Raw genomic sequence first — 26,650 nt, 5'->3', positions numbered from 1 at the left:
GTATAATGTCCCATATGAAACTATTTATTAAAAAAATATTATACCTTATCATCATGTTATTTATTATTAGCCTTATTTCTTTTATAGCAATAAATGCTGCTCCTAACTCATTTTTCGCAAGTGGTGAATTAAATCCAAATATAACTCCTGAATCAATAGCACAATTAAAAGCTATTTATGGTTTAGATAAGCCTTTATATGTTCAGTTTTTTTCTTGGCTTTATTCTATAATTCAACTTGATTTTGGAATATCTTTTTCAAGTGGAGAAATGGTTAAAAATGAAATATTAACTAGAATTCCAATTACTCTTATTATAAACATACTTTCTATGGTATTGATATTTATAATATCACTATATTTTGGAATCAAATCTGCTTTAAATAAAAACAGTTTTTTTGATAGATTTACAGGACAGTTATCACTTCTTAGTTTTTCAATGCCTTCATTTTATTTAGCACTTTTATTGGTTCTAGTTTTTTCTATAAATTTTGAAATTCTTCCAATTGCAGGATTACATAGTGTTCCTGATGATGGAAGTTTTGCTTATTATTTAGATTATGCTTGGCATTTAGTTTTACCTATATTTATTATCGTTTTTGGTGGTATTGGAAGTTTAATTTTATATATTAGAAGCTTAACTATTGAAATACTTAAATCTGATTATATATTTTTCGCCCAAGCTAGAGGTTTAAGTCAAAAACAGATTTTAAGATACTATATTTTACCTAACTTATATCCTCCAGTTATTACTTTACTTGGACTTTCACTTCCAGGAATTATTGGGGGATCAGTTATTCTTGAGACAATATTTTCAATAGATGGAATGGGATTGTTGTTTTATCAAAGTGCTTTGGCACATGATTATCCAGTTATTATGGGAATTTTGATAATTGGTGCCTTTTTGACACTAATTGGTAATATGATTGCAGATCTAGTTTTATTAAAATTAAATCCAAATTATGAAGAAAAATAAATTTTATATATTTAAAATAAGGAAAAAAGTTGCAAGTTTTAAAAACCATTGAAGAGTTACAAGAAATAAGAAAAAGTATAAACGGTTCAGTTGGTTTTGTTCCAACAATGGGAGCACTTCACAACGGTCATATTTCACTTATAAAAAAAGCAAGAGAAGAAAATGACATAGTTATTGTTTCTATTTTTGTAAATCCTACTCAATTTTTACCAACAGAAGATTTAGATGCATATCCTAGAAAAGATGAAGCGGATAAGAGAATTTGTCAAATGTGCAAAGTTGATTATGTTTTTATGCCTGAAATTTCTACTATGTATTCACAGGAAGAAGTTTTAGTAAAAGCTCCTAATAAAAGTTATATTTTAGAAGGAAAAACAAGACCTGGACACTTTGATGGAGTTTTAAGGGTTGTATTAAAACTATTTAATTTAGTTCAACCAACAAATGCATACTTTGGTAAAAAAGATGCTCAACAGCTTTCACTTATTACTCAAATGGTGAAGGATTTCTTTATGCCAATAAATATAATTCCATGTGAAATCATAAGAGAAGATGATGGCTTAGCACTAAGCTCTAGAAATATTTATTTAGACTCTACTCAAAGACATGAAGCACTTTTAATCTCTAAATCACTTTATATGGCAGGTTCACTTATTTCAAAGGGTGAAAGAGATGTGCAAAAAGTAAAAGATAAAATCTATGAAATAATGCAAACATTAGAAGTAGAATATGTGGCAATTGTTAATAGAGAATTTGATGAAATAACAGTAATTGAGCCAAAAAATACAATAATACTTGTGGTTGCTAGATTTGGAAACACTAGATTACTTGATAATATTTGGCTTTAACATTTTGTTTTAAAAAGAGTTTATGATAAAATTGCAAAAAAAATAAAATAAAAAGAATAATAATATGAAATTTTCAACACAAAATCCTAAAAAATCTCTACACTTAGTAAGTCTTGGTTGTACAAAAAACCTTGTTGACTCAGAGATTATGTTAGGTAAATTAAAAGATTATACAATGACAGATGATGCAGCAAGTGCTGATGTTATTATTGTAAATACATGTGGGTTTATTGATAGTGCAAAACAAGAGAGTTTAAATACTATTTTAAATCTTCACGATGAAAGAAAAAAAGAATCAGTTTTAGTAATGGCTGGATGTTTAAGTGAAAGATATCAAGGTGAACTTCAAAAAGAGTTACCAGAAATTGATGTATTCACAGGAGTTGGAGACTATGATAAAATAGATTTACTTGTAAATGAGAAAAGAAGTGCTTTTACAAATGAAGTATTTTTAGCTTCTGACACAAATGAAAGGGTAATTACAGGATCTTCATATCATGCTTATGTGAAACTTAGTGAAGGATGTAATCAAACTTGTTCATTTTGTGCAATTCCTTCATTTAAAGGAAAACTTCACTCAAGAACTCTTGAATCACTTGTAAAAGAGGTTAAATCACTTGTAGCTCGTGGTTATATTGATTTTTCTTTTGTATCACAGGATTCATCTTCATTTTTAAGAGATTTAGGACATAAAGATGGATTAGAGCAGTTAATTTCTGAAGTTGAAAAAATTGAAGGAATAAAAACAGCTAGAATTTTATACCTTTACCCATCAACTACAACTTTATCTTTAATTGATAAAATTGCAGATTCATCTGTATTTGTAAACTACTTTGATATGCCATTACAACATATCACTCCTTCTATGCTTAAAATCATGAAAAGAGGAAAAGGTGTTGAAAAACTAAATGAGCTTATGAATCATATGAGAACTAAACCAAACTCTTTTGTAAGAACAACATTTATTGCTGGACACCCAGGTGAAACACTTGAAGATCATGAAGCACTTTGTAAATATATCGAAGAGTTTAAATTTGATAGAGCAAATGTATTTTCTTATTCAACTGAAGAAGGAACAGCAGCTGCTGCTTCAAAAGAATTAATTGAGCAAGAAATAATAGATGAAAGAGCTGAAGTTATTGGAGATATAATTGCACAAACTACTCAAGAGTCTTTAGAAGCAGAAGTTGGACAAGTTTTTGATGTGTACATTGATGGTGAAAGCGATGAACATGAATATTTATTAAGTGCTAGAAAAGTATTATGGGCACCTGATATTGATGGTGAAATATATATCAATGATAATGAATTAGCTGAAGGTGAGCAAATTAAATTTGGACAAATGTATACAGTAAGAGTTACTGAATTAGCAGGCGATAAACTACTAGCAACTATTATTAAATAATATGAACTTAGATTTTAGTGCAATTAAGAATCAAAAAAACCTGCTAGCATTTTCAGCAGGCATTGATTCTTCTGCACTTTTTTTTTTACTAATTGAAAAAGACATTCCCTTTGATATTGCCATTGTTAATTATAATCTAAGAGCTCAAAGTAACGATGAAGTTTCTTATGCAAAAGAGCTAGCAAAAAAATATAATAAAGAGATTTTTATATTTGATACAATCATTGAAAACAGCTCTAATTTTGAGAAAAAAGCTAGGGATATAAGATATACTTTTTTTGAAGAGATTATAAATAAGCACTCTTATGAAACTCTAATTACTGCACACCAATTAAACGACAAATTAGAGTGGTTTATGATGCAATTAAGTAAAGGTGCAGGATTAATTGAACTTATTGGATTTAATGAGTTTGAACACAAAGAAAACTATCAGATTTATAAACCTCTATTAAATATTACAAAAGATGAGTTAATAATTTATCTACAAAAAAATAGTTACAAGTATTTTATTGATGAATCAAATTTTGATGAAAAATATAAAAGAAATTTCTTTAGACATAACTTTTCAAATAAATTTCTAGAAGAGTTTAGCCCGGGAATCAAAAAATCTTTTGAATATTTACAAAATGATTTAAACTCTATGAATATACAAAATGAAGCAATGAAAAAGATAGATGAATTAGAAATATTTTTAAATCAAAATGATGATAATTTAAATATTAGAACAATTGATTTATCTTTAAAGAAAAGAGGATTTCTTCTAAGTAGTGCCCAAAGAAATGAGATAATAAAACAAAAAGAGCTTACAATTTCTCATAAAATAAATATATCTATTTGTGAAAAATATATTTGGATTGCGCCCCTAAATAAAAGTATAATGGATAAAAAATTTAAAGATACGTGTAGAATAAATAATATTCCAAAAAATATAAGAGCCTATATTTCTTATAAAAAAATAAACCCTAAAGAATTAATGCTTTAAAAACCTTTTCATCTTTTGGGTGTTTATCAACTCTATTCGAGTTTCTTCTTTATGCTTTTTTAAAAAGTTAATATTTCTAAAAAATAGCTCTTCTAGTTTTTTTAATTCTTCAAATTCTAACTGAAAATCTTCTATTGTATCTTCTGATAAATAATCGTTATACCATTTTACTAAAGCATCAGCTTTTGCAAAAGAATCTAAAGAATCAATATATACTAATTCATTTAATGCTTTTAAAGACCTGTTTCTTCTTTCCATGCGTCAATTAGTCCTTGAGTAACTTTTATAACTTGATTAACTGAATTGATATTATCATCAATTCCAGCACTAAATAGTGTTTCTATTTGATATAAATATAAACCATCTAAATAATAAGCAACTTCTCCACCATCAAAATCTAATACATTTCTTAGTTCGTCAAAAATTGCTATAGTTTTATTAATATAAGTAAATTTTAATTCGATATTTCCATCTTGCATTGAGTTTTTTACAAAAGAAAGATATTTGATTGCACCCTCATAAAGTTTTAATACTAAAACATAAGGATCATCTGAAATTGCGTTTTGTTGATTATAAGCTTCTATTCCCATATACTAACTCCATATTAATTATTTTAACATAAAAGTATATTATAGATTCCCTTAAAGGTGGAAAAAATGGGAATAAATAACTTTTATTTTTCATCCATTTAGAATAAATAAATTAGAATGGCCAAATTTTTCTAATTAGTTTTAATCCCCATGGAGTTTCTAATATTTCAGATTCCGTTCCATCTTTGTCATATAGTAATTTTAAGTCTGCTATTTGAGAAGAGTTTATAGAATTATCAGATGTAATATCATAAGGTCTGATTACTCCACTTACAATTATCTCTTGCTTTTGTCCCTCAACAAGCATCTCTTTTCTACCTTTTATGTAGTAGTTACCATTTTCATAAGTTTCTTCAATTATTGCAGAAACTGTAGTTTCAAAAGTTTCATCCAATGAAGTTTTTACAGAACCTTTATCAGAGCTATCACTATTTGTTGAGAAACCAACACCAAGAGTTGAATTTACTTTATTAGCAACACTACTTAATCCATTTGTTCCTGTAGAAGCAAGAAGTCCACCACCTAAGCTATTATCTCTTGTACTTGATAATTCTCTTTTGTTAGTACTTTTTGATGTTAAATCTTCACTAATAACTATTTGGATAATATCTCCAACCTGCAAGTCTTTTTTATCTGCAAATAAAGAAGTCCCTCTTTGTGAATATAATGAACCTTTATTTTTTATGGGTTCAGGTGGCTTTTTAGGAATTTGAACGTCTGGTTTATTAAAATCAAGTTCTGGTTCTGATGTAACTGCGCAACCTAAAAAAATAAAGGGTAAAAGAATAAGAATAAAATTACTATTTCGCATTTAATTTACTTTTTAATATAAAATCAATATCTACTGCAATAATGATTTCGTTTAGTGTTTTTTTAACGAAAGCCATTACACCATATCTAACCATTAATGCATCTAAATTTGTATCAAGTTCACAAACTAATACAACTTTATTTTCAATAATTTTTACATGTTTAATATTTTCTTGTCCAACCAAATCAACAGCCTTTTCAATTTCAACTAAGATAGCTTTTTCAATCTCTTTTTTATTGTTTTCTTGCTTATCTTCTTCTATTTTTAATGCTTGTTTTGCTTCTAATTCTTTTTGTTGTTGTTCTTCAAAAGCCTTACTTGTATAATAATAGTAGCCACCAAACATACAAACTAAAACAAATAAAGAGAAGAACTTTATTAGTTTTTGTTTTTTATTTCTTTTAACAGCTACTATCATAATTTTATTTTATTACAAAAGTTGTAAATAAAATTGCATTTACATTATTTCTTTTAACTTCTGTATTTGAAGCTGTAACCTCATTTATTACATTGTTGATATCTTGCATTAATTCATCTTTTAAAAGATTTTTTCCACCAACTGTTAATAACTCTTCTGAACCTCTTGCACTAATTTGAGAAATTACAACATCAATAATTTCAGCTTTATAATTTTCAACGATTGCAACAATTGTTGGTTCTGTACTTTTAATAGAAAAAGACAATTTCATTAATTTTTCTTTTCCTCTTGAATCAGTTAAGTTTAATGAGCCGCTTGCAAATTCCACCATCATAAACTAGTGAATTTGTAAACCTACTAAACTTATCAAGCAGATCTTTTAAACTTTTAATCATTTTACCGCTTTATGGGTCAATTTTAGATAAAAAACTATTATTGGGTGCGTGCTTGATGGTTGAGTTTTAAAAATGGCTAATTTTTAGTGTTTTTAGCTAAAAGTTATGTTACCATTTTCAAACTCTGATGAATACAAACTGATAAAATACCAAATGCTAAAACAGAAGCTACTTTTGTAGCTCCTTTATAATAAATATTACTGCATCCAAAGTCTTCTTTGAGGTATTTATTTACACGCTCAACCATACTTCTTTGGTTATAGTGATGGGTATCTAAACTTTGAGTAAGGTTTAGAATTTCAAATTTCTTTTTTTCATCTTTTATAAGTTGAATTTTTCCTTTTAACTCTTTGGAGTTCTTCGGATTGATATCAATAAGCGGTCTATGATTTAGTTTTTTGGAAAAATCTCTGATAATATTGCTGTCGTATCCTGCATCTTGTAAGTCATAAAGATATGATACTTTTTTGCTTGTCTCGTTTATAAGAGGAAGTGCTACTGAGCTATCATGAACATTTGCCCCTGAATAAATAGCAGTAATAGGGATATCTCCATCTACTACACTGATATGGAGTTTCCCTCCTATCCATGTTTCAAAGTTGCCTTTGGAATTCTGTTTTCTTCCAACTCCACACTGCGTTGATACCAAAGATAGCATCTGCTTTGTGGTTTTCATATCTTCTTGTTGCTGCAAGATACTGGGTGTTTTAGGCTCTCTTGTTTCACCTTTTTTAGGTCGTCCTCTTCTTTTTGGTTTAAACTTTTCTTTTTCAACTTTTACAGGTTTTTCTCTCAGTGGTATTTTTGTTGCATCACTTGCATTATAAAAAAAGAGTGTATCCCTTAGATACTCCTTCACAAACTGCTCATGCGTCTTTTGTGCAATTTTAAGAGCACTTAACTCTTTAAATACTCTACTAAATTTAGACTCACTTGGAATATCGTTTTTATATCTCCACCCACACAAGATCCTCAGCGTTCTATCACTATGAAGTCTATCGATAAGGTCTCTGGTTGTTTGGATATTGTAAACACTCTTTGCAATAAATGCTCGTGCAATCTCTTCTCTATGCTTTGGAGTGTTTGTAATAGATACGACAGTGATATTTTTTTCAATCGCAGCAAAGTCTAATATCTTAATAAGCTTTTGCTCTTTATTTGACAACTCTTCTAATTGAAGCTCTCTTTTCAAAGAAGGAAAAAGTGAATTTTCAAGATTTAAAACCTTAGTCCACATTTTAGATAGACTTGAAGATATTTTTGGTAGAATAATTTCCATAAGTTGAATCGCTCTTCTGTTAAATTTTTGTAGTAAAAAATTATAACTTATCTGAAGTTTGATTCAACTTTTTAAAATTTAAATCAGCTTAAATTACGGGTTGTTTTTTATAATCTGCAAGTGGCTCTTAATACTAAGTCATTAATATCAGCTTTAAATGAAGCACCCTGATCACTTGCTTCTTCTTTTGCAACTTCTTGAGTTGTTGCTTGATTATTTCCAGAAAGGATTCCTTGTGAATATAAGAAGTATCCTCCACCAACAACTGCTAATAACAGAATAACAACTAAAGCGATTAAAACAATCATTAATCCTTTTCCGCCACCTGAGCTTTTTGCTTCTTGGTTATTTTCTTCTGCCATTTTTAGTCCTTCTTCTCTTTGTTTATATTAAAATTTTCTAACATCTGCGTAAGTATTGAGGCATTTGGTACACTTAAAAATTTCATTATTTGTGTAACATTACTCTCTTTTAATTTTAAAATTATATCAAAAACATCATCAATTTTGCCTTCACCTATCATTTGATTAAAAATATCTGCTGCAATTTTTGGTTTCATTTGATTATAAATTTTTGATGTTTTACTCTCTACTGCTAATTTAATATCTTGCAATATTTCTAAATTTTTATCATGTAGATCTTTTATTTCATTCTTTTCTTTTTCTATTTGAGAAAGTATTCCTTCTAACTCTTTTTTTCTTTCTTGATATTCTTGTTCTTTATCTTTATAAAAATCGTTTAATTCTTTTTTTAATTCTAAAACTTCAAATTTTTGTCTAGTTAAACTACTACTTGTTTCTTCACTTGCATTTAAAAAAACTGATATTAAAATCAAAATACATAATTTATTAATCAAAAGTTTGTCCTTTCATTTATATATTTACTTTGCATATATTCTGTTGAAGCTTCTTCTTCAGCTAATAATATCTTTTTTATTGCTTCTTTTCTTTCTTCTTCTAAAATATAAGCAAATTGTTCTGTTTCTTTTTGCAATTCTATTATCTCTTTTATTACTTTTTCAATTTCTAAATTTAAACCTTTTTTTTCATTGTTTAACTTTAATATGTGAGATCTCATAGTGTTTTTATGTATAGTTAAAATCATAAAATCTGATATTGCACCATGTTTTTGAACAGATGCTGTATCTATTTGATTTTTTGTCAAAGCAACTTCTATATCTATCTTTTCAATTCTAGATTCTAATTGTGCTTTTTCCATTAATTTTAAATCTGTTTGATTTTTCTTTAAATTATGTAACTTTTCTATCAAATTAATTACCAAAAACCAATATTATATTCCATAAATCTTTTGTATATGCCTCTATATTATCACCAATCCATGGTAAAGAAATTAAAATAAATCCAGAAACAAAAATCATTTTAGGAACAAAAGATAAAGATGCATCACTTACTTGAGTTACTGCTTGAAATATAGAAATTATAAGTCCAATTACCATACTAACAAGTAAAGAAGGAAGACCTAATATTAATATAATTTTAACTGTATTTTCAGCAATTGCAATTAAATCCATTTTTAGTCTTTAATTTTAATTGTTATCTCTAAAGTTTTATTGTTTAATAATTTAGAAATTAATTGAGCTAGCTCATCTGCATTTGATGAATTTGTAATATTTATAGAATTAGCATTTTTTTCAAGCAGATTTTTTGTATCAATTCCTTCATCTTTTTTTTCTTTTTTAGTAGCTGTACAATTTAAAGCATCTAATAAATCCTCTTCTTTAAGAGAATCTAATTCAAAAAACTTATCATCCTTCATGCTCCATTCTCCTTGCAAAGATTTATCAAAATTTTCTTCTTTTTTATTTTCTTTTTCGTCTTTTTCTTGAATATCTACTTTTTTTTCTTTAAAAACATCTTCTAAAAAATCTAAATCATCAAACATTTTATCATCTTCACTCAAATGTCCTTCTTCAGGTTCTTCATCCCCATGAAAATCATCTTCAATATTTTTATCATCGTAATCTAATGATATATTACTTAATCCAAAATTATCATTAAAATTCATTATATCATCTAATTCTTCTTTTGATATATTCAATGATTCATCAATATTGTCAAAGGCATCTTTTGGAATACCTAAATCAACATCCGATGGCATATCAAAAATATCATCTAAATTCTCTTCTTCTTGACTAATATTTTTTTCTTCAATATCGACTTCTTCTTTAGCAAGTAATTGAGATAACTCTTCATCAAGTTCAATACTCTCTTTTTCATAAGCTTCATCAACAATATTTTCAATAGATGCTTGAATATTAGGATCTAATTGTTCTTTTTCTTCTTCATGTTTTCTAAGTATATACTTTGGGATTTCAGCTAGAGAGTTAACTGATAAATCAGCAATTCCACTATCCAATAAAAATTCTTCTTCAATACCATCTTTTGGTGCTAAAAATTTAATCTTTTGATTCAATGAATTTTTCTTAATAATTTTTTCATCATCTATTAAATAAATATCTTTAGGATTGTTTTTTATGGTTTTTTTTAATTCAGATAAGTCATCTATCTCTTTTATTATAGAATTTGTATCAAGTTTAAATTTGATGTTTGAATGTTCTAAAGTTTCGTGTATTTCTTTTTTAAAACTATGATTACCATAAATGTAAATATTCAATCTATAACCCTACAAAATAATTTTATTAGCATTGATTATACCTTTTTTTATTAAATTTTCGATAAAATAAAAGCAATTAATAACAAAGGATGATATATGAGATATTTTTTTATGATAACAATTTTATTATCATCTTTATATTCCCAAACAATTAAAGACATTTCAAATGTAATAGGAATTAGAGAAAATCAACTAATAGGCTATGGACTAATCGTAGGACTTGCAGGAACAGGTGATAAATCAAAATTCACGATACAATCTTTACAAAATCTTTTAAGAAATTCATATATAAAAATTCCAGCATCTTCTATTACTTCAAAAAATATAGCAGCGGTTATGGTAACTGCTGATTTACCACCTTTTTCTAGACAAGGTGACAAAATAAAAGTAAAAGTTTCAACTATTGGTGATGCAAAATCAGTTGATAATGGAGAGCTTTTAATCACCCAATTAAAAGGTGTTGATGGAAATGTATATGCACTTGCACAAGGAACCATTGCTGCAAATGAAAATAATAAAACTTCAGGTTTTATTTATGAGGGTGCAACGGTTGAAAATGAAATTGATTTTAGTTTAAAAGATGAGAACTTTATTGAACTAAGTCTTTTACAGAATTCTGCAAAAAATGCAGATTTAGTAGAAACAAAAATAAATGATAAATTTGGTAAAAAACTTGCAACTGCTATAGATACAAGAACAATAAAAGTTATGAAACCAGCAGATATTTCTATTGTAAAATTTTTATCAATGGTTCAAAATATTGAACTTGATTCTTCTTTCAAAAAGAAAGTTATTATTGATATTAGTAGAGAATCTTTAATCACTGGAGGAGATATAATTATTGATCCTGTGACAATTGCAAGAAATAGTTTTACAATAAGAATTGATAAATCAGGACTTAGTAATGAAGCTTGGAATGATCCAAAACAAAATCCAGGTGTTGATATAGGAGATAATGTAAAAATTGCAGATAAACCTGTAGTTAACATTGACAATGCAATGATAAATACAAAAGCTGCTCCAACTATCTCTGATTTAGTACGAGCTATGAAAGTTATGAAATTACCTATGAGTGAAATAATTGATACACTAAAAATGATAAAAGAAATGGGCGCAATTGATGTTGATATTGAGATAAGAGGATAATATGGCTGAATTCTTAAGTCAAGATGAAATTGATGCTCTTCTAGATATAGCAGAACAAGGTGAAGATATTGATAATTCACCTATAGAAAAAGTTATATCTAAAGAAAAAAACTACTCTATTTATGACTTTAAAAAACCAAATAGAATAACGGCTGAACAATTAAAAGCATTCTCTACTATGCATGACAAAATGCTAAGGGAGTTTATTAATGATTTATCTTCAATGCTACGAAAAATTGTTGATGTAAAACTTTATTCTATTGAGCAGATGACTTATGGAGAATTTATTTTATCAATTCCTCAAATTACATCTTTAAATACCTTATCTATAAAGCCCCTTGAAGGCCGAATCGTTGTTGAGTGTAATCCGGCAATCTCTCATAAGATAATTGCTGAATTATTAGGCTCAGGAGCTGTTAATACAAGTGATAATATTGATAGAGAATTAACAGAAATTGAAATAGAGATTTTAGAGCATTTTTATAAAATGTTTATAAAAAATTTATACAAATCATGGAATGATGTATCTACTTTAAACTTTAAAATAGAATCAAGGGATACAAATGCAAATGCTATACAAATCGTTTCTGACCATGAAATCGTATTATTAGTTGTTTTAGAAATTACAATTGATGAGGAATCAGGATTTTTATCAATATGTTACCCAATTTCATATTTTGAAGCATTACTTAATAAAATTGTAGAAAAAATATTTTCAGAAAGTACCAATAGAAAATCAAGTAGGAAAAGAGATATTAAAACTCTAATTTCCGGTGCTAGAATGAGAGTTGAGTCTATTATGGCAGAGACAGAATTAAACGCACAAGAAATTTTAAATCTAAAAGAAGATGATGTTATAGTATTTAATAAAAATGCAACTTCATCAACTGCAACCATTTATATTAATAAAAAAGAAAAATTTTCAGCGATATCTGGTATTTCAAATAATAGAAAAGCTATACAAATTAGAGCTAATTTAGATAGAGAAAAACAAGAGACACTTGATGCATTAAGATTAATGAGAGAAGAAAGAGAACAAAAAGCTAAAGAATCTGCTGAGAATATAAGAAGACTTCTAAATCAAAAAGATAGCAAATAAGCTATCTTTTCATTTTTAATTAATTGATTCAATACTCCAAGAAATAGTTTCACCTGCATACATAGGAACTACATTTTCATTTTTGTATTCATAAATAGCTGGAACTACAAAATCTTTTTTTATTAATTTTATTGTTTTATTTGTTAAATTTAAATCATAAATCTTTTTTGCATTTGTAGAAACAAAAGCATTTAATTTATCTAAACAATTGTGTTTTTCAAAAAGTTCTACTAAAACTTGAAGAGCAATTGGCGAAGTAAAAACACCTGCAGCACAACCACAACACTCTTTTTTATGTTTTGGATGAGGAGCTGAATCACTTCCAAACATTAGTTTTGGGTGAGCTTTTAAAGCAGCATTTAGTAAAGCTGTTCTATCTTCAGGTCTTTTTGCAATTGGTTTACAAAATAAATGAGGAGCTAACATTCCACCTGCAACATCATCAAGTGTTATTAATAAATGATGTAAAGTTACGGTTGCATATAAATTATCATATTTATCAAGTAATTCAATAGCCTCTTTAGTTGTAATATGTTCCATAATAATTTTTAAATCAGGGAAAGCAACCGCTAATGATTCATATATTGGCATAAACTCTTTTTCTCTATCCATTACAAAACCATTTGTTTCTCCATGAATACATAAAGGGATACCTAATTTACTCATAGATTCTAATGTTGGTCTTAAATTCTCAACATTCATAGATGAAACACCTGTTTCGGAATTAGTAGTAATTCCAGCAGGATATAATTTAATACCTATAATATCATTTTTTATATCTTCTAAAAATTCATATGAATAATCATTTTTAAAAAACAATGTTACAAAAGGTTCAAAGTTATCATCTTTGCAAGCTTCTTTGATTCTTTCTTTATAAGCTAATAAAGCTTCTTTTGTAGTAACAGGAGGTACTAAATTTGGCATTATTAAAGCACCTGAAAAAGTTTTAGAAGTTAATGGACCAACTAGTTTTAGCATATCTGCATCTCTTAGATGCAAATGCATATCTAATGGTTCATTTAATTCAAATACCATTTCATTTCCCATTAAATAGCTTCCTCGTCTTGTTCACCTGTTCTAATTCTTACAATTTTTTCAATTGGAGAAACAAATATTTTACCATCTCCAATTTTTCCAGTTTTTGCAGCTTCTATTATTACAGCAATTGTAGAATCTACATCTTCATCTGCAACAATTAATTCTAATTTGATTTTTGGTAAGAAATCAACTACATATTCAGCACCTCTATAAAGTTCACTATGTCCTTGTTGTCTTCCATAACCTTTTACATCAGATACAGTCATACCTGTAACACCAGCTTCAGCTAAAGCATCTTTTACATCTTCAAGTTTAAACGGCTTAATTACAGCTTCAATTTTTTTCACTATTAATCCTTTTTTTAGTTCTTATATTTTAACAAAATTTTTTTAAATTAATATTATCTTTATAAAGAATTTACATAATATTAAATTTAAAATGCTCTTTTGAATTCAGGGTAAGCTTCAATTCCACATTCTTCAACATCCAATCCTTGCATTTCTTCATCATTTCCTGCTCTTAAAGGCATAATTTTATTTATTATATATAAAATAATATATGAAGAAACAAAAGCAAAAATAGCAACTACTATTATTCCTTTTAATTGTCCTAATAAAGTTATATCATCACCATTTGAGGCAAATAATCCAACAGCAACTGTTCCCCATATACCATTAAGTAAATGTACAGATAAAGCTCCAACTGGATCATCAATTTTTAGTTTGTCAAAAAATGACACGCCAATTACAACTAATATTCCACCAACTGATCCTATTAATATAGGAGTATAAATATCATATAGATCAGGTCCAGCAGTGACAGCAACTAAACCACCAAGTGCACCATTTAAAATCATAGTAAGGTCTAGTTTTTTATACATTATTTGCATAATAATTGCTACAACTATAGCACCACATAAACCAGCAGTATTTGTATTCATAATAGTAAGTGCAACTAGATCTGCATTTTCTTTTGATGCAATTGAGCCTACACTTCCACCATTAAAGCCAAACCATCCAATCCATAATAAAAAAGCACCTAATGTGACTAAAGGAATATTTGATGCAGGAATAACTCTAATCCCACCCTCTTTTGGATATCTACCTTTTCTTGCTCCTATAATTAAAATAGCTGCAAGTAAGGCCCATCCACCTGTTGAATGAATAACTGTAGAACCAGCTAAATCATACATACTCAACTCTAAAATTGTTCCTTCAAGAAAATTTGAACCCCAAGTAACATTTACTACTAATGGATACAGAATTGATGCCATAATTATAGTAAATAAACTTAATGGAATAATTTTAGCTCTTTCACTAACTCCACCACTCATAATATTTACAACTTTCCCAACAAAAGCCATTTGAAATAAAAAGGCAGCATATTTACTCATACTATCACTTCCTAAATCTCCAAAAGCTAAAGAATAACCAAAAAGCAAAAAAGATAATGAGGCAACAGCGTAGATGAGAGTATTAATTGTTAATACAGCAGTGACATTTTTTGTTCGTACGATACCTGCTTCTAGCATTGCAAAACCTGGCACCATAAAAATGATAAGTGTCATGGCAAAAATTGCATAAAGAGTATCTATTATGTAAGATATTGATTCTAAGTTCATAATATTCCTTTGTGTTTTGAATATTATAACACTAATATAAAATATACAACAATTATCTGTTGTATACTTTATATACAATTCAAAGAAAAAAGTATATTTTCTTTGAATTAAATTAAGATTTAGACAGCTTCGCTTCCTCTTTCTTCTGTTCTGATTCTAACTACTTCATCTAAAGATGAAACAAATATTTTTCCATCTCCGATTTTTCCTGTTTTTGCAGAATTTACTATTGCATTAATTGTAGATTCTACCATTTCATCTTTTACCACAATATCGATTTTTATTTTTGGTAAAAAATCAACCACATACTCAGCCCCTCTATATAATTCAGAGTGACCTTGTTGTCTTCCGTAACCTTTTACATCATAAACGCTCATTCCTGTAATTCCAATTTCTACAAGTGCATCTTTCACATCTTCTAATTTAAAAGGTTTAATTATTACTTCTATTTTTTTCATTATTCGTCCTTAATTACGCTCTTTTAAATTCTGGATATGCTTCAAGTCCAGTTTCATGAATGTCAAGACCATTTATTTCAGTCTCTTCATCAACTCTTAATCCAATGATTAAATCTAGTATTTTCCATACAATGAATGATGAAATGAATACAAATGCTCCAATTACAACTATACCTTTAACTTGTGCCATAATAGTAACTTCAGGATTGAAAATTCCAACAGCTAATGTTCCCCAAATACCTGCAACTAAGTGAACAGATAAGGCACCAACAGGATCATCAAGTTTTAACTTATCAAAAAATGGAATAGCAAATACAACTAAAGCTCCACCAACTAAACCTTCAATAAATGCCACATTCATACCTAAGTCAGGTCCTGCTGTACAAGAAACAAGTCCTGCTAAAGCACCATTTAAAACCATAGTTAAATCAACTTTTTTATAAATAAGTTGAGTTAAAATAGCAGCCATAACAGCACCTGCACAAGCAGCCATATTTGTACTTGCAACAACTGAAGCAATTCCATCAATATCTTCTTTAGAACCTAAAGCTAATTGAGAACCACCATTAAATCCGAACCATCCCATCCATAAAATGAATGTTCCTAAAGTCGCTAATGTTAAGTTTGAACCAGGTATTGGTCTTACTTGTCCATCTTTTCCATATTTACCTTTTCTAGCTCCTAGAATTAAAACTCCAGCAAGTGCAGCCCATCCACCAACAGAGTGTACAATTGTAGAACCAGCAAAGTCAGAAAATCCAGCAAGTATTCCGCCAAGTTCACTTCCACCCCATGACCAGTGACCTTGAATTGGATAAATAACACCTGATAAAACAACTGTAAATATTAAAAATGGCCATAATTTCATTCTTTCAGCAATTGTTCCTGAAATTACAGAAGCAGCAGTTGCAACAAATACTACTTGAAAAAAGAAGTCAGCCATTACAGGATAACCCATAGCTTCATTTGTTTTTCCAGATAACATTGCTCCACTTCCAATGAAAGCACTTCCTTCACCATACATTAAGTTATAACCAATAAAATAAAACATAATACAAGATATAGCAAATAATGCCATATTTTTTGTTAATACAGTCGCATTATTTTTTGTTCTTGTTAAACCAGCTTCTAACATGGCAAAACCAGCTGCCATCCACATTACTAAGATTCCTGCAAATATAAACAGAAAGCCATCTAATATATATTTTACATCTGCAAAATTTTCCATAAGACCCCTTTGTCATTTTTTTATAGGTAAATTATAGAAGTTTAAAAATAATTTGTAAACAGATAGCTGTATATAAAATATACATTATTAATGTTTTCTAGATATTTATATACAAAAAAGTTTTATATTAATATAATTACAATATAATCGTGATAATATTATAAAAAGAAAATATAGGTAGAAAATGTTTAAAAAATTTCTTAACAATAATAAATATAATGAAGAAGAATTAATCAAAGAGTTGTTGAATCCTTCGTTTAATTTAGACAAAATAGATAAAATTATGAATTCATTATCTGTGGATTTAAATCATCTTTATTTTGAAGAAGAATTAGTTTTTCACATTTGCTGTAAAAAAGACTTGTTTCAAGCAGTACTTTGGTTTATTGATAAAAAAATAAACCTAGAGCTAGAAAACAGTGAAAAAGAAACCGCTATATTTTATGCTACACAATCCAAAACTACTGCAATTATTCAAGCACTAGTAGAAAATGGAATAAACATAGACCACTTAAATATCTATAAAAGAACAGCTATTCAAGATGCAGTAATTAGTGCAAACAATAGAATTGTAAACTATCTAATTCAAGTTACAGGGAACCTTTCAAATTGTGATATTCATGGAAATAATCTAATTTTTGATGCAATTGCAAATGGTAATATAGATATTATTAGAAAAATTGGGAGTATTGATAAAATCAACATTAATCAAATAAATGAAGATGGTCAAACAATTATGCACAAAGAAAGTGTATTAAGAAATGATAATCTAGCAATTTTATTATTAGAATTAGGAGCAAATCCTACCATTACTGATAAAGATGGAAATTGTTATTTGTTTAGTGCTGTTTCAAAAGGAATTACTAGCTTAGAAATAATTGAAAAAGCAGTTAAACTAGGTCATGATATTAATGTAAAAAATAGACATAAAAGTACTTTATTAATGGAATCTATTACTCATTATCTAAATACTTCTAAAGATAAAGAAGATTTAAAATTTAGCCATTTAGAAATGATAAAAGAACTTATTAGATTAGGAGTTAATCTAAATGCACTTGATAATAAAAATGAAAATGCTTTTTTCCTTGTAACAAGAAGTGAAAATAGAGAATTAATAGATATATTTTTAAAAAAATCAAACTTAAATATGAATCACAATAATAATGATGGAGAAACTGTATTATCTATTTTAGCTTTAAATGGTATTAGAAATAATGACTTAATTAATTTTTATATATTAAATGGAGCAAATCCAAGTCTTGAAAACATATTTGGGAAATCACTTATTGAAATATTAATTGACATAATTTTATACATAGAAAATAAAAGAACTCTAGAAAATAAATATATAAAGCTATTAAATGAAAATGCTGAATATCCAACTGTATTAGAAAATATTCTAAAAACATCAGATACAAATATGAATAAACTTAATTCAAAGGGAAGACCTTTATTTTTTGATTCTATATTAAATTTTAATTTTAAACTATTTAAGTTACTTAGAACTAAAAGTATTAATATAAATGAGAAAGATCAAGATGGAAATAATATAATTTTTAGATTAATGGATTATGACAATAAGGATTTAATAAAAGATAAAAAGTTGTACTTGAATACAATAAAAAGCTTAATTAATTCAGGAGTAGATATTAATGCTAAAAACAATGAAAGCTTAACAGCTTTACATTTAGCAGTTGGGGGAAAATGTGAATATACAATTAGGTTATTATTAGAAATGAGAGCTGATTGTACAATTACAGATAATAAAGGCAGAACCATAATGCATACTTGCATATGGAAGAATACAACTAAATATTTTAAACTTATATATAATTATAATAAAGAGATTATAAATATACCTGATTTATTTGGAATTAGTACTCCAATCCACTAAAAACAAATTTTTAATAATAATCCTAAAGTAGTATCTAAATCCCATCTGTTTTCTAATAACTGATTTTTGATAGATTTAACTTTATTTAGGTGTAGAATATTTATAACAAAGCTTCTTAATATTGTCATAGTCATTGGATTTATATTTGCAGTATGTAAATCTTCATAAAGTGATTTATCTTTATAAAAGTGCATTGTCTCCACTTTCCAATGATTGAGTTGAAGATTATGGAAAAATTCTGCACTATTTTTAAAGTTTGCAATTGCAAATGATGTTGTTACTATTTCTTTTATCTCACCTGTTTTTTTATTATTTGAGTATATTGTTTTATCAATTTTAATTATAGTTTTTATATGTGTCATTCCATTATGGTAAAAGCAACTATCATTTGTAAAAGTAGACACTTTTCTTTGAACAAGATATTTACTTTCTTGTTTTAACGAAGATATATAGATATCTGTAGGTATTTGTGTATCGGATATTTTAATAGCTTTTTGCAAAAGCTTTTTTTGATTTCCTTTTAATTTAGAATAATACTTATTATCATTTGTCTTTTCAATTTTATCAAGTGTTTTTTTTACTATTCATAGCATCAAAGGTATATATAAAGCTATCATCTAATTCATCAATAAGTTCTCTTAATGCGGGTACTTCATTTGATTTTTCTACAATTTTTTTATGAGCTAATATTATTCCACTATTTGCTAATACTGCATTTAGTACTTGTGTTGATTGTTTTGCATTTACACTACTACCATTCATAACTTTACCATCAACAGCTAATTGTGGTAAATTAGAAGTATCAACCAATTCATTTATCCATATTCTAAAAACTTTTTCTAACTCTAGATAATTAACTTCAGCTAAAATCTCTGCAATAGCACTTCTTCCTGGTGTTTTTATAAACTCTACACCTAAAAGTTTTTTAATTTTATCATCTTGAATATGCTTTGTAATCCATACCCATATCTCTTTATAATTAACTGCTCCCATTAATTGTGCAATAACTGACAAAAACAAAATATGTTCCAATTTATGAAGTTTACCTTGACCTTTTCTATGATCTGGTATCTCACCTAATAGTTGCAATAATCTATTTTTAGAAGCTATTTCCTTATAACCTTTTTTAGATCTTTTCTCTGCTAATTTCTCTCTAAATCTATTTGCCATAATATCTCTTTTTTATGCTTATTATAGCTGATTTTATCTATTTACTTAATTAAGAGTTTTTGGTGGATGAGGATATGGAATTAGACCTATAAATTATGCTGCATTTATGGGGAAAAAAGATCTTGTAATTCTAATGTTAGATTCAGGAGCTTTAATTAATAATCCATATAAAAAAGATCCTAAGATATTAGATTATCTTAAAAAGTACCATCAAAATATTATTAAAATAACGGAAAATGTTGATAAAACTGTAGACCAAAATAGTTTACAACAGTTGGCAGATAATATGATTAAAGAATTTAATATAGAAATATAAAACAAACATATGTTTAAATAATATACAATAAATAAATCTTAGTTAGTAAATTTTTTCATATAATTAGAAAAAAATACATAGGATATATATGAGAGAATTTTTCGAAACCTATATACAACATCAAGAAGATATAGAATATTTTTTACAAGAGAGTATAAAAAATATTGGAAATTTAAATGGTCATAAAAAAAATGATTTTGCACAGCTTTATAAGGTATTTCCATCTTTAGAGCTTGTATATATTGTTAATAAAGAGACTAAGATACAAACTTCTTGTAATTATTATAGATATAGAAATGACATAAATGCAAAAGATAAAGATAGATCACATTTAATATCTAAATTACATTTTAAAGAATCTAATATAGCATTTTCTAAACCATATATTAGTAGTGCCACAAGAAGTAACTGTGTTACAATAACTGTTAAAGAAGGTGATGAGATATATTTTCTTGATTTCCAAATTGATATATTATTACAAAAATTAAACTTAATAGAATTAAATAAACCATTCCACGGTATAACAAAAGGGTTTTATATTCTTGCTGGATTTTCAATGATAGTTTTATCAATAATTACTATTTTATTTTCTTTATATGATTTTATTATGTATCTTGTTTCTAGTCATGAATTATCTTTAGAGATGATATTCAAACCTATTATTGCATTGACTTTGAGTATTGCAATATTTGATTTGGCTAAAACCATATTAGAGCAAGAGGTATTTTTCAAATCCTATTCAAAAAATGCTAAAGTTGAAACTAAAATATTAACTAAGTTTTTAACAACTATTATTATTGCACTTTCTATTGAAGCTTTAATTGTTGTATTTAAAATAGCTTTAAATGATTATGTTCAAATGATAAATGCATTTTATTTAATCGCAGGAATTGCATTAATTTTGATTTCTTTAACAATTTTTATTTATTTCTCAACAAAGAGAGTTAGGTAATTCTATTTTAGAATTACCTATAAAGGTATAGTAATCTCAAACATTGCACCAATAAAATCTCTATTTAAATAGGTAAATTTCTCATTTGATACTTTAATAGTTCCTTTTATATGCTTAACAATAATCTCTTCTGACATATAAAGTCCAATTCCTGTTCCTTGACTTTGATGTTTAGTGGTAAAATATGGTTCAAAAATTCTATCAATAATCTCTTCTTTAATTCCACCTGCATTATCTTTTATTTTAATTATTAAAGTCTCATTTTCTTTATACAAATCAATAAAAACATATCCAAATGATTTACTAGAATCTTTTTTTAATTCATCTTTCGCATTATTTAAAATGTTAATTAATACTTGTAATATTTCATTTTCATAATTAAGTATTTCTAAGTTTTCTATTTGTTTAATTACATTTATATTATTTTTTTTAAACTCTGCACCTATTAGTTTTAGTAATTTATTTATTAAATCTTCTGTATAAAAAACATTTTTTGATTTATCTGGAGAAAAGTAATATTGAAAATCATCAATAGTATTTGATAAGTAATTTGATGCTTCAATAATATAGTTTAATGATTCTTTATGCTCATTATCTTCTAAAATATTTAATTCTTTTTTTAATTTTATTGATGAAGCAGCTGTTGTAATAACTGACAAAGGTTGTCTCCACTGGTGAGCAATATTTCCTATCATTTCTCCTATTGCAGCCATTTTATTTTGCTGAAATAGTATTTTGTTTTTTTCATCATTTCTAATAACAGCATCATTTACTGTTTCTTGTAAAATATTATTGAGTTCTTTTAATCTTTTAGTATAAATATAATAATTCCAAATAGAAATTATTAAACATGAAATAAGCACAAAAAAGATTAGATATGAAAATGAACGTTTTTTAAATTCACTAATTTCTGATACATTTAATTTATTTATATTTTGAAAAATCAACATATCAGCTAGTTTTACTCCATCTTCCATAATTGGAATATTTATCACTAAATTTTCATCTTTTATTAAATAATCTTTTATTTTTAAAAACTCTTCTAAATCTTGTGAATCTAAATATTTCAATATTTCATTTGAAACTGATAAATTAGCAACATAATAATCTTGTAAAAATATTTTTGTGAAACTATTTTCCCTTAATTGATTTGTAAATAACTTATCAACTAAAATTATTGGTTCTAACATTTGATTATTTCTTAACTCTCTTGTAATAGAATTAAAATGAGTTATACACTCTAAAATTCCTATAAATTTTTCATCTTTATAAATAGGAATCATAGATTTAAAGGTAATATCATAAATTCCCACACTAATACTATTTTTTACTTTAGGGTTTAATAATATTTCTTGTAAATCTAATCTATAATTTTTTATTTTATCATTTTTATCTTCAGTCCAACTACGATAAACTGAAACTCCAGAACTATCAATAATATGAAACCATACATTTTTATAGTCAGTATAATTTTTAAGTTTTTCTGATAATTCATTTAAATCATAATCTAAATTTTTCTCATGAAGAAGTGCATCTTTTGCTTTATCATTTTCTGCAAGTGTTAATGCAATAGCCAAAGTAGCATTTTTTTTTGTTTCGATTAAAGAGTTAATTTTATCTTGTAAATTGGAAGTTATATTAGTGTATTTTTGGGATAACAACTCTTTTTCTTTTGTTAAAATCCAATTACTTCCTGCTAAAATAATTACAACACAAATAGAAATAAGAAGAACAAGATTTTTAATAAGAAATGTATTTTTATTTTCCAAGATATACTCTTTTTTAGTTTTTATATTATGGCATATACTAAGTTAAAATATTATTTTTATTTTAATGATATATTTGTCTATTTTATATACAATTTTTTATAAAGTTTTCATTTTTATACAGTATAATATTTTCTAACTGTAACTTTTTAAGATTTAGAAAAAGGTAATATAAAATGCAAGAATACATAGCAAAAGATGGTATTTCAAAAGAGATATTAAATTCAGCCAAACTTTTACAAGCTGTTGAAGTAAATGCCTTAATACTAGGAGAAAGTGGTGTGGGGAAAAAATCTTTAGCAAAATATATACTACCAAATTCAGATGTTTATGATGCAAAAGATTTACAAAAAGATATAATTGATGATATCGTAATACTTCAAAATCGTGCAATTATAATAGATAAAATCAATGAAATCACAAATATTGATGTATTCTTAAAATGGATTGAAGATAATTCAATACGAATTATTGCAATATCTAATACTGAAAACTTAAATCAAAAATTAAAAGATATATTTTCAATTAATTTAGAAATTCCACCTTTATGTAAAAGAGAAGAAGATACAAAAGCATTAGTGACAAAATTCTCACAAGAAGCTAGCACTATTTTAGATATGACTTTAATCTCACAGTCAAAATTAATTGTAAATATATCAAACAATACTCATAGTTTAAGAAAATCTATTTATTTTTCTTACCTTTTTGAAACAATTGGTGAACATGAAATTTTAATGTTCTTAGAAAAATATATCAGTGAAAATTTACATGGAGAAAACTCTTATAAAGAACTATCTTATATTTTTGAAGTACCTTTATTGAAAGCTTCCACAAAAAAATATAAATCACAGGTTCAAGTGGCAAAACATCTTGGATTAAATAGAATTACATTAAGAAAGAAATTGGAGATTTACAAAGAATTATTATGATTGAACTAAATTTACAAGTAGAAGAATTAATATCTAAAAATGCTACGGATTTTCAGATTTCAAAAGTATTTAAAAATTACTATAAGAATTATTTAGAATCCATTGACACAAGAGTTGAAACTACAGGTGGAAAAGATTTTTTTATAAAACACACAAAACATACTGATAAATTTTTAATTCTACTTTATAAGTACATCTTACGAAAAAACTTCAGTTCACACCAACCTATGAGTACTTCAATACCTATTTCTTTAGTAGCCCTTGGATCTTATGGCCGAGAGCAATTATGTATTTATTCTGATATTGATATTATGATTTTATATGAAAATATAAAAGGATATAACTTAAAAGTTATTATGGAAGAGTTTATTACTCTTGCATGGGATTGTGGTTTAAAATTAGGTTCTAGAGTTCATGAATTAAAAGAAATAAGTGAAGCCGTAAAAGAAGATATTACAATAAAAAGTTCCATTTTAGAATCAAGATTAATTTATGGTTCAAAAATTTTATGGTTTGGATATGAAAATGTCTTAAATAGAATTAGAAAAACTAACCAAAAAGAATTTGTACTTGATAAACTTGAAGAACATAAAGAAAGATTGTTAAAATATCCTCTAAGAATGGAGCCAAACATCAAAGATGGATATGGTGGAATTAGAGAGTCCAATATGATGTATTGGATGGCAAATATTTTATATGGTGTGACTAATACAAAAGATTTAATTGGTAAGCAGTTTACAGAAGAAGAATATAAAAAATATAGACAAGCATTAGAGTTTATTTTTCAAGTAAGAAATGCCTTACATAATATTGCAAGAAAAAAACAAGATCAAGTTACCTTTGATATATTACCTGACTTAAGTACTAAATTAGGATTTGTAAATAAACCAAGACATACAAAAGATAGACAATGCATGTCAAAATTATTATCAACTCTTCATATTATTCATAATTTTACAGCTACTATGGTCAAAAAATTCACGAGACAAGTATTATTTGAAGCCTCTAATATACCTAAACTAAAAGAATTAAGATATAAAAAAAATCTTTATATAATTGATAATAAACTATTTTGTTCATTTAATACTACACCACAAACATTAAATAATTTGATAAAAGAATTAATAGATATTCCTACAAACATTAAAGAGTTTGATAGATCTTATATTTATTATGTTAGTCGTGCAAAACTTCCTAAAATTCAAGGAAAAGATTTAAAGAAAAACGTTAAAGCTTTATTATCAAAACCAAATTTATATCCAATTATGAAATTGATTTATAATGCAGGATTATTTCAAACAATTCTTCCAAGTACAAAAAAAATTATTGATCAACCTCAGTTTGATGGTTATCATAAACATCCTGTTGATGTTCATTCAATAAATGCATTAAAATTTTCAGAAAAAATTAAAAAAGACGAAATAAAAACTATTTATGAAGAACTAACAAATGAACAAAAATTAATTGTAAGACTAGTATCATTTTTCCATGATATAGGAAAAGGTAGAACAGAAGATCATCATATTGTCGGAGAAAAGCTTTTCAAAAGTATGCTTAAATCTTTTTATTTTGATGAAGAAATTATAAAAATTGGGGCTAGACTAGTAAGATATCACAATATGATGTCATATATAGCAACAAGGGAAGATATATATTCAGAAAAAACTATATTAAACTTTACAGGTCTTATAAAAACAAAAGAATCTCTTAAAATGCTTTATGTGATTACCTATGCAGATATCTCTGCTGTGGGAGAAAATATCTTTAATAGCTCTACTTCATCATTATTAAGACAGCTTTATACTCAATCTTTACCTGCTTTTGAAAATGAAGATTTATTAAAAGAAAGCACAAGAAGAATAGCAAAGCAAAACACAATAAAAAACTTAGAGAGATATAAAAAGTTACCTATTATGTTACAAAAAAAGATTATGTATATAGCTTCGAATCAAATTTTCTTACGATTAAAAGCAGAAGATATTTTAGATATTGCAATTAAAGCAAAAGATATTGATACATATATTTATAAAATAACAAATGATTCACAACTAACCATTAGAATTATTAGAAAATCACCTCTAAATCTTGGTTATTTACTTGGGAAGTTAGAATTTCTAAATATTGCATCAATGAATATTTTTAAATTATATGATAATAAAAAAGCTTTCGAGATTTCATTTTCCGAAAAAATAGACAAAGAAGATATTTATTTCATAGAAGAAATAATAAAAGACTCTTTTGATATGAATAAAACAACAAATTTACTTACACCTATTATTAAAAAAGAGAATATAAAAATTGATACAAATCATACAACATACCTAGCTTCTATGCATATAGTTGCAAAAGATCAAAAAGGTTTATTTGCTTATATTGCTAAGATTTTTGATGATTTTAATGTAGAAATTGAAAGTGCGAAACTTCACACTTCAAAAGGTTATGCAAAAGATTTACTTTTAATAGAAAAAAATGGATGTTTTTGCTCAATGCAAGATGATATAGTTAATCTTATGTGTATTGGAAATAAAACAGAGTAATTCTCTGTTTTATTAAGCTCCTCTACCTAAACAAAACCCTCCACCAAAACTACTTTTTTCTCCAAGTCCAACTCCTAATGATAAGAATGCTAACTTTTGAGATAAGTCATCTTTTTTTGGAACAATTTTAAATTTATTACCTATTCCTGACTTTCTCATA

At 26.5% G+C, this 26,650-nt stretch carries 31 protein-coding genes; 11 read left to right on the top strand and 20 right to left on the bottom strand.

The window, feature by feature from the left end; genetic code table 11:
* Nucleotides 1-14 precede the first annotated feature (14 nt).
* The 4 genes from AACT_RS02010 to tilS all read left to right on the top strand — a co-directional run bounded on the left by AACT_RS02010 (nt 15) and on the right by tilS (nt 4,209).
* A complete protein-coding gene (locus AACT_RS02010) occupies nt 15-974 on the top strand; it encodes an ABC transporter permease (RefSeq protein WP_172124480.1) in 960 nt (319 codons plus the stop codon).
* Nucleotides 975-1,003: 29 nt separating this feature from the next.
* Nucleotides 1,004-1,822 carry a pantoate--beta-alanine ligase gene (panC, locus tag AACT_RS02005; RefSeq protein ID WP_172124478.1) on the top strand — a complete coding sequence of 273 codons (819 nt, stop codon included), beginning with the start codon at nt 1,004-1,006 and terminating at the stop codon, nt 1,820-1,822.
* Nucleotides 1,823-1,886: 64 nt separating this feature from the next.
* Entirely contained in the window at nt 1,887-3,227 is a 1,341-nt protein-coding gene (gene rimO, locus AACT_RS02000; protein ID WP_172124476.1) for a 30S ribosomal protein S12 methylthiotransferase RimO, read from the top strand.
* Nucleotide 3,228: 1 nt separating this feature from the next.
* Nucleotides 3,229-4,209 carry a tRNA lysidine(34) synthetase TilS gene (tilS, locus tag AACT_RS01995; RefSeq protein WP_172124474.1) on the top strand — a complete coding sequence of 327 codons (981 nt, stop codon included), beginning with the start codon at nt 3,229-3,231 and terminating at the stop codon, nt 4,207-4,209.
* Here tilS and AACT_RS01990 read toward each other — a convergent pair.
* The 11 genes from AACT_RS01990 to AACT_RS01940 form a co-directional block, all read right to left on the bottom strand.
* On the bottom strand, nt 4,198-4,467 hold the full coding sequence (locus AACT_RS01990) for a hypothetical protein (RefSeq protein ID WP_172124472.1): 270 nt from the start codon (nt 4,465-4,467) through the stop codon (nt 4,198-4,200). The genes tilS and AACT_RS01990 overlap by 12 nt on opposite strands.
* Nucleotides 4,443-4,799, bottom strand: a complete 357-nt coding sequence (gene fliS, locus AACT_RS01985; protein WP_172124470.1) for a flagellar export chaperone FliS — start codon at nt 4,797-4,799, stop codon at nt 4,443-4,445. Before fliS ends, AACT_RS01990 begins: the two co-directional genes overlap by 25 nt.
* Before the next feature lie 112 nt (nt 4,800-4,911).
* Complete coding sequence (locus AACT_RS01980; protein ID WP_172124468.1) at nt 4,912-5,610, bottom strand: flagellar basal body L-ring protein FlgH; 699 nt, start codon at nt 5,608-5,610, stop codon at nt 4,912-4,914.
* A complete protein-coding gene (locus AACT_RS01975) occupies nt 5,600-6,028 on the bottom strand; it encodes a hypothetical protein (RefSeq protein ID WP_172124466.1) in 429 nt (142 codons plus the stop codon). The genes AACT_RS01980 and AACT_RS01975 overlap by 11 nt, the downstream gene beginning before the upstream one ends.
* Before the next feature lie 4 nt (nt 6,029-6,032).
* Complete coding sequence (locus tag AACT_RS01970; RefSeq protein ID WP_228720517.1) at nt 6,033-6,356, bottom strand: flagellar basal body-associated FliL family protein; 324 nt, start codon at nt 6,354-6,356, stop codon at nt 6,033-6,035.
* Between the two features lie 170 nt (nt 6,357-6,526).
* Nucleotides 6,527-7,702, bottom strand: coding sequence for a transposase (locus AACT_RS01965; protein ID WP_172124464.1), 1,176 nt, complete (start codon nt 7,700-7,702; stop codon nt 6,527-6,529).
* 107 nt (nt 7,703-7,809) lie between these two features.
* On the bottom strand, nt 7,810-8,064 hold the full coding sequence (locus tag AACT_RS01960; protein ID WP_216658213.1) for a hypothetical protein: 255 nt from the start codon (nt 8,062-8,064) through the stop codon (nt 7,810-7,812).
* A gap of 2 nt (nt 8,065-8,066) precedes the next feature.
* Nucleotides 8,067-8,558: a MotE family protein gene (locus tag AACT_RS01955; RefSeq protein ID WP_172124461.1), complete on the bottom strand. Its 492-nt coding sequence runs from the start codon at nt 8,556-8,558 to the stop codon at nt 8,067-8,069.
* Nucleotides 8,555-8,971 carry a hypothetical protein gene (locus AACT_RS01950; RefSeq protein ID WP_172124459.1) on the bottom strand — a complete coding sequence of 139 codons (417 nt, stop codon included), beginning with the start codon at nt 8,969-8,971 and terminating at the stop codon, nt 8,555-8,557. Before AACT_RS01950 ends, AACT_RS01955 begins: the two co-directional genes overlap by 4 nt.
* Before the next feature lies 1 nt (nt 8,972).
* Nucleotides 8,973-9,233: a flagellar biosynthetic protein FliQ gene (locus tag AACT_RS01945; protein ID WP_172124457.1), complete on the bottom strand. Its 261-nt coding sequence runs from the start codon at nt 9,231-9,233 to the stop codon at nt 8,973-8,975.
* Nucleotides 9,234-9,235: 2 nt separating this feature from the next.
* On the bottom strand, nt 9,236-10,336 hold the full coding sequence (locus AACT_RS01940) for a hypothetical protein (protein ID WP_172124455.1): 1,101 nt from the start codon (nt 10,334-10,336) through the stop codon (nt 9,236-9,238).
* 96 nt (nt 10,337-10,432) lie between these two features.
* Here AACT_RS01940 and AACT_RS01935 point away from each other — a divergent pair, with 96 nt between their 5' ends.
* The gene (locus AACT_RS01935) at nt 10,433-11,482 is read left to right on the top strand and encodes a flagellar basal body P-ring protein FlgI (protein ID WP_172124453.1); all 1,050 of its coding nucleotides are present in this window, start codon (nt 10,433-10,435) and stop codon (nt 11,480-11,482) included.
* Nucleotide 11,483: 1 nt separating this feature from the next.
* On the top strand, nt 11,484-12,581 hold the full coding sequence (gene fliM, locus AACT_RS01930) for a flagellar motor switch protein FliM (protein ID WP_172124451.1): 1,098 nt from the start codon (nt 11,484-11,486) through the stop codon (nt 12,579-12,581).
* Nucleotides 12,582-12,596: 15 nt separating this feature from the next.
* Here fliM and pyrC read toward each other — a convergent pair whose 3' ends face one another.
* The 5 genes from pyrC to AACT_RS01905 all read right to left on the bottom strand — a co-directional run bounded on the left by pyrC (nt 12,597) and on the right by AACT_RS01905 (nt 16,926).
* Nucleotides 12,597-13,628, bottom strand: coding sequence for a dihydroorotase (gene pyrC / locus AACT_RS01925; protein WP_172124449.1), 1,032 nt, complete (start codon nt 13,626-13,628; stop codon nt 12,597-12,599).
* Nucleotides 13,628-13,966: a P-II family nitrogen regulator gene (locus AACT_RS01920; RefSeq protein WP_172124447.1), complete on the bottom strand. Its 339-nt coding sequence runs from the start codon at nt 13,964-13,966 to the stop codon at nt 13,628-13,630. The genes pyrC and AACT_RS01920 overlap by 1 nt, the downstream gene beginning before the upstream one ends.
* A gap of 86 nt (nt 13,967-14,052) precedes the next feature.
* On the bottom strand, nt 14,053-15,240 hold the full coding sequence (locus AACT_RS01915) for an ammonium transporter (RefSeq protein ID WP_172124445.1): 1,188 nt from the start codon (nt 15,238-15,240) through the stop codon (nt 14,053-14,055).
* A gap of 119 nt (nt 15,241-15,359) precedes the next feature.
* Nucleotides 15,360-15,698, bottom strand: a complete 339-nt coding sequence (locus AACT_RS01910; RefSeq protein ID WP_172124443.1) for a P-II family nitrogen regulator — start codon at nt 15,696-15,698, stop codon at nt 15,360-15,362.
* A 13-nt stretch (nt 15,699-15,711) separates the two neighbouring features.
* Nucleotides 15,712-16,926, bottom strand: a complete 1,215-nt coding sequence (locus AACT_RS01905) for an ammonium transporter family protein (protein ID WP_172124441.1) — start codon at nt 16,924-16,926, stop codon at nt 15,712-15,714.
* 184 nt (nt 16,927-17,110) lie between these two features.
* Between AACT_RS01905 and AACT_RS01900 the strand changes: the two genes are divergently transcribed.
* Nucleotides 17,111-18,820 (top strand): ankyrin repeat domain-containing protein, encoded by a 1,710-nt coding sequence (locus tag AACT_RS01900; protein WP_172124439.1) that lies wholly within the window; start codon nt 17,111-17,113, stop codon nt 18,818-18,820.
* Here the strand turns inward: AACT_RS01900 and AACT_RS01895 are convergent.
* Both AACT_RS01895 and AACT_RS01890 read right to left on the bottom strand, forming a co-directional pair.
* Complete coding sequence (locus AACT_RS01895) at nt 18,817-19,320, bottom strand: hypothetical protein (RefSeq protein ID WP_172124437.1); 504 nt, start codon at nt 19,318-19,320, stop codon at nt 18,817-18,819. The genes AACT_RS01900 and AACT_RS01895 overlap by 4 nt on opposite strands.
* Nucleotides 19,321-19,384: 64 nt before the next feature.
* Entirely contained in the window at nt 19,385-19,990 is a 606-nt protein-coding gene (locus tag AACT_RS01890) for an ISAs1 family transposase (RefSeq protein ID WP_172124435.1), read from the bottom strand.
* A gap of 106 nt (nt 19,991-20,096) precedes the next feature.
* Here AACT_RS01890 and AACT_RS01885 point away from each other — a divergent pair, with 106 nt between their 5' ends.
* Complete coding sequence (locus AACT_RS01885; protein ID WP_172124433.1) at nt 20,097-20,306, top strand: hypothetical protein; 210 nt, start codon at nt 20,097-20,099, stop codon at nt 20,304-20,306.
* A gap of 88 nt (nt 20,307-20,394) precedes the next feature.
* Nucleotides 20,395-21,258, top strand: coding sequence for a hypothetical protein (locus AACT_RS01880; RefSeq protein WP_172124431.1), 864 nt, complete (start codon nt 20,395-20,397; stop codon nt 21,256-21,258).
* A 17-nt stretch (nt 21,259-21,275) separates the two neighbouring features.
* Here AACT_RS01880 and AACT_RS01875 read toward each other — a convergent pair whose 3' ends face one another.
* Nucleotides 21,276-23,027: an ATP-binding protein gene (locus AACT_RS01875; protein ID WP_172124429.1), complete on the bottom strand. Its 1,752-nt coding sequence runs from the start codon at nt 23,025-23,027 to the stop codon at nt 21,276-21,278.
* 173 nt (nt 23,028-23,200) lie between these two features.
* Here AACT_RS01875 and AACT_RS01870 point away from each other — a divergent pair, with 173 nt between their 5' ends.
* Nucleotides 23,201-23,953 (top strand): sigma 54-interacting transcriptional regulator, encoded by a 753-nt coding sequence (locus AACT_RS01870; protein ID WP_172124427.1) that lies wholly within the window; start codon nt 23,201-23,203, stop codon nt 23,951-23,953.
* Entirely contained in the window at nt 23,950-26,490 is a 2,541-nt protein-coding gene (locus AACT_RS01865) for a [protein-PII] uridylyltransferase family protein (protein ID WP_172124425.1), read from the top strand. The genes AACT_RS01870 and AACT_RS01865 overlap by 4 nt, the downstream gene beginning before the upstream one ends.
* A 12-nt stretch (nt 26,491-26,502) precedes the next feature.
* Here the strand turns inward: AACT_RS01865 and AACT_RS01860 are convergent, their stop codons facing one another.
* On the bottom strand, nt 26,503-26,649 hold the full coding sequence (locus tag AACT_RS01860) for a hypothetical protein (protein WP_228720516.1): 147 nt from the start codon (nt 26,647-26,649) through the stop codon (nt 26,503-26,505).
* Nucleotide 26,650 lies beyond the last annotated feature (1 nt).

The organism is Arcobacter acticola (genome assembly GCF_013177675.1).
GTDB classification, from domain to species: domain Bacteria; phylum Campylobacterota; class Campylobacteria; order Campylobacterales; family Arcobacteraceae; genus Aliarcobacter; species Aliarcobacter acticola.
The sequence above is the reverse complement of the archived record's forward strand: the minus strand, read 5'-3'. Positions and strand labels throughout refer to the sequence as shown.

Coding starts and splice junctions, on each gene's coding strand:
- AACT_RS01990 (WP_172124472.1), bottom strand. CDS start 4,467: ATGGAAAGAAGAAACAGGTCTTTAAAAGCATTAAATGAATTAGTATAT.
- AACT_RS01975 (WP_172124466.1), bottom strand. CDS start 6,028: ATGATAGTAGCTGTTAAAAGAAATAAAAAACAAAAACTAATAAAGTTC.
- tilS (WP_172124474.1), top strand. CDS start 3,229: ATGAACTTAGATTTTAGTGCAATTAAGAATCAAAAAAACCTGCTAGCA.
- AACT_RS01945 (WP_172124457.1), bottom strand. CDS start 9,233: ATGGATTTAATTGCAATTGCTGAAAATACAGTTAAAATTATATTAATA.
- AACT_RS01865 (WP_172124425.1), top strand. CDS start 23,950: ATGATTGAACTAAATTTACAAGTAGAAGAATTAATATCTAAAAATGCT.
- AACT_RS01860 (WP_228720516.1), bottom strand. CDS start 26,649: ATGAGAAAGTCAGGAATAGGTAATAAATTTAAAATTGTTCCAAAAAAA.
- AACT_RS01890 (WP_172124435.1), bottom strand. CDS start 19,990: ATGGCAAATAGATTTAGAGAGAAATTAGCAGAGAAAAGATCTAAAAAA.
- fliM (WP_172124451.1), top strand. CDS start 11,484: ATGGCTGAATTCTTAAGTCAAGATGAAATTGATGCTCTTCTAGATATA.
- pyrC (WP_172124449.1), bottom strand. CDS start 13,628: ATGGGAAATGAAATGGTATTTGAATTAAATGAACCATTAGATATGCAT.
- AACT_RS01965 (WP_172124464.1), bottom strand. CDS start 7,702: ATGGAAATTATTCTACCAAAAATATCTTCAAGTCTATCTAAAATGTGG.
- AACT_RS01910 (WP_172124443.1), bottom strand. CDS start 15,698: ATGAAAAAAATAGAAGTAATAATTAAACCTTTTAAATTAGAAGATGTG.
- AACT_RS01870 (WP_172124427.1), top strand. CDS start 23,201: ATGCAAGAATACATAGCAAAAGATGGTATTTCAAAAGAGATATTAAAT.
- AACT_RS01900 (WP_172124439.1), top strand. CDS start 17,111: ATGTTTAAAAAATTTCTTAACAATAATAAATATAATGAAGAAGAATTA.
- AACT_RS01905 (WP_172124441.1), bottom strand. CDS start 16,926: ATGGAAAATTTTGCAGATGTAAAATATATATTAGATGGCTTTCTGTTT.
- rimO (WP_172124476.1), top strand. CDS start 1,887: ATGAAATTTTCAACACAAAATCCTAAAAAATCTCTACACTTAGTAAGT.
- AACT_RS01915 (WP_172124445.1), bottom strand. CDS start 15,240: ATGAACTTAGAATCAATATCTTACATAATAGATACTCTTTATGCAATT.
- AACT_RS01980 (WP_172124468.1), bottom strand. CDS start 5,610: ATGCGAAATAGTAATTTTATTCTTATTCTTTTACCCTTTATTTTTTTA.
- AACT_RS02010 (WP_172124480.1), top strand. CDS start 15: ATGAAACTATTTATTAAAAAAATATTATACCTTATCATCATGTTATTT.
- AACT_RS01935 (WP_172124453.1), top strand. CDS start 10,433: ATGAGATATTTTTTTATGATAACAATTTTATTATCATCTTTATATTCC.
- AACT_RS01960 (WP_216658213.1), bottom strand. CDS start 8,064: ATGGCAGAAGAAAATAACCAAGAAGCAAAAAGCTCAGGTGGCGGAAAA.
- fliS (WP_172124470.1), bottom strand. CDS start 4,799: ATGGGAATAGAAGCTTATAATCAACAAAACGCAATTTCAGATGATCCT.
- AACT_RS01880 (WP_172124431.1), top strand. CDS start 20,395: ATGAGAGAATTTTTCGAAACCTATATACAACATCAAGAAGATATAGAA.
- AACT_RS01885 (WP_172124433.1), top strand. CDS start 20,097: ATGGGGAAAAAAGATCTTGTAATTCTAATGTTAGATTCAGGAGCTTTA.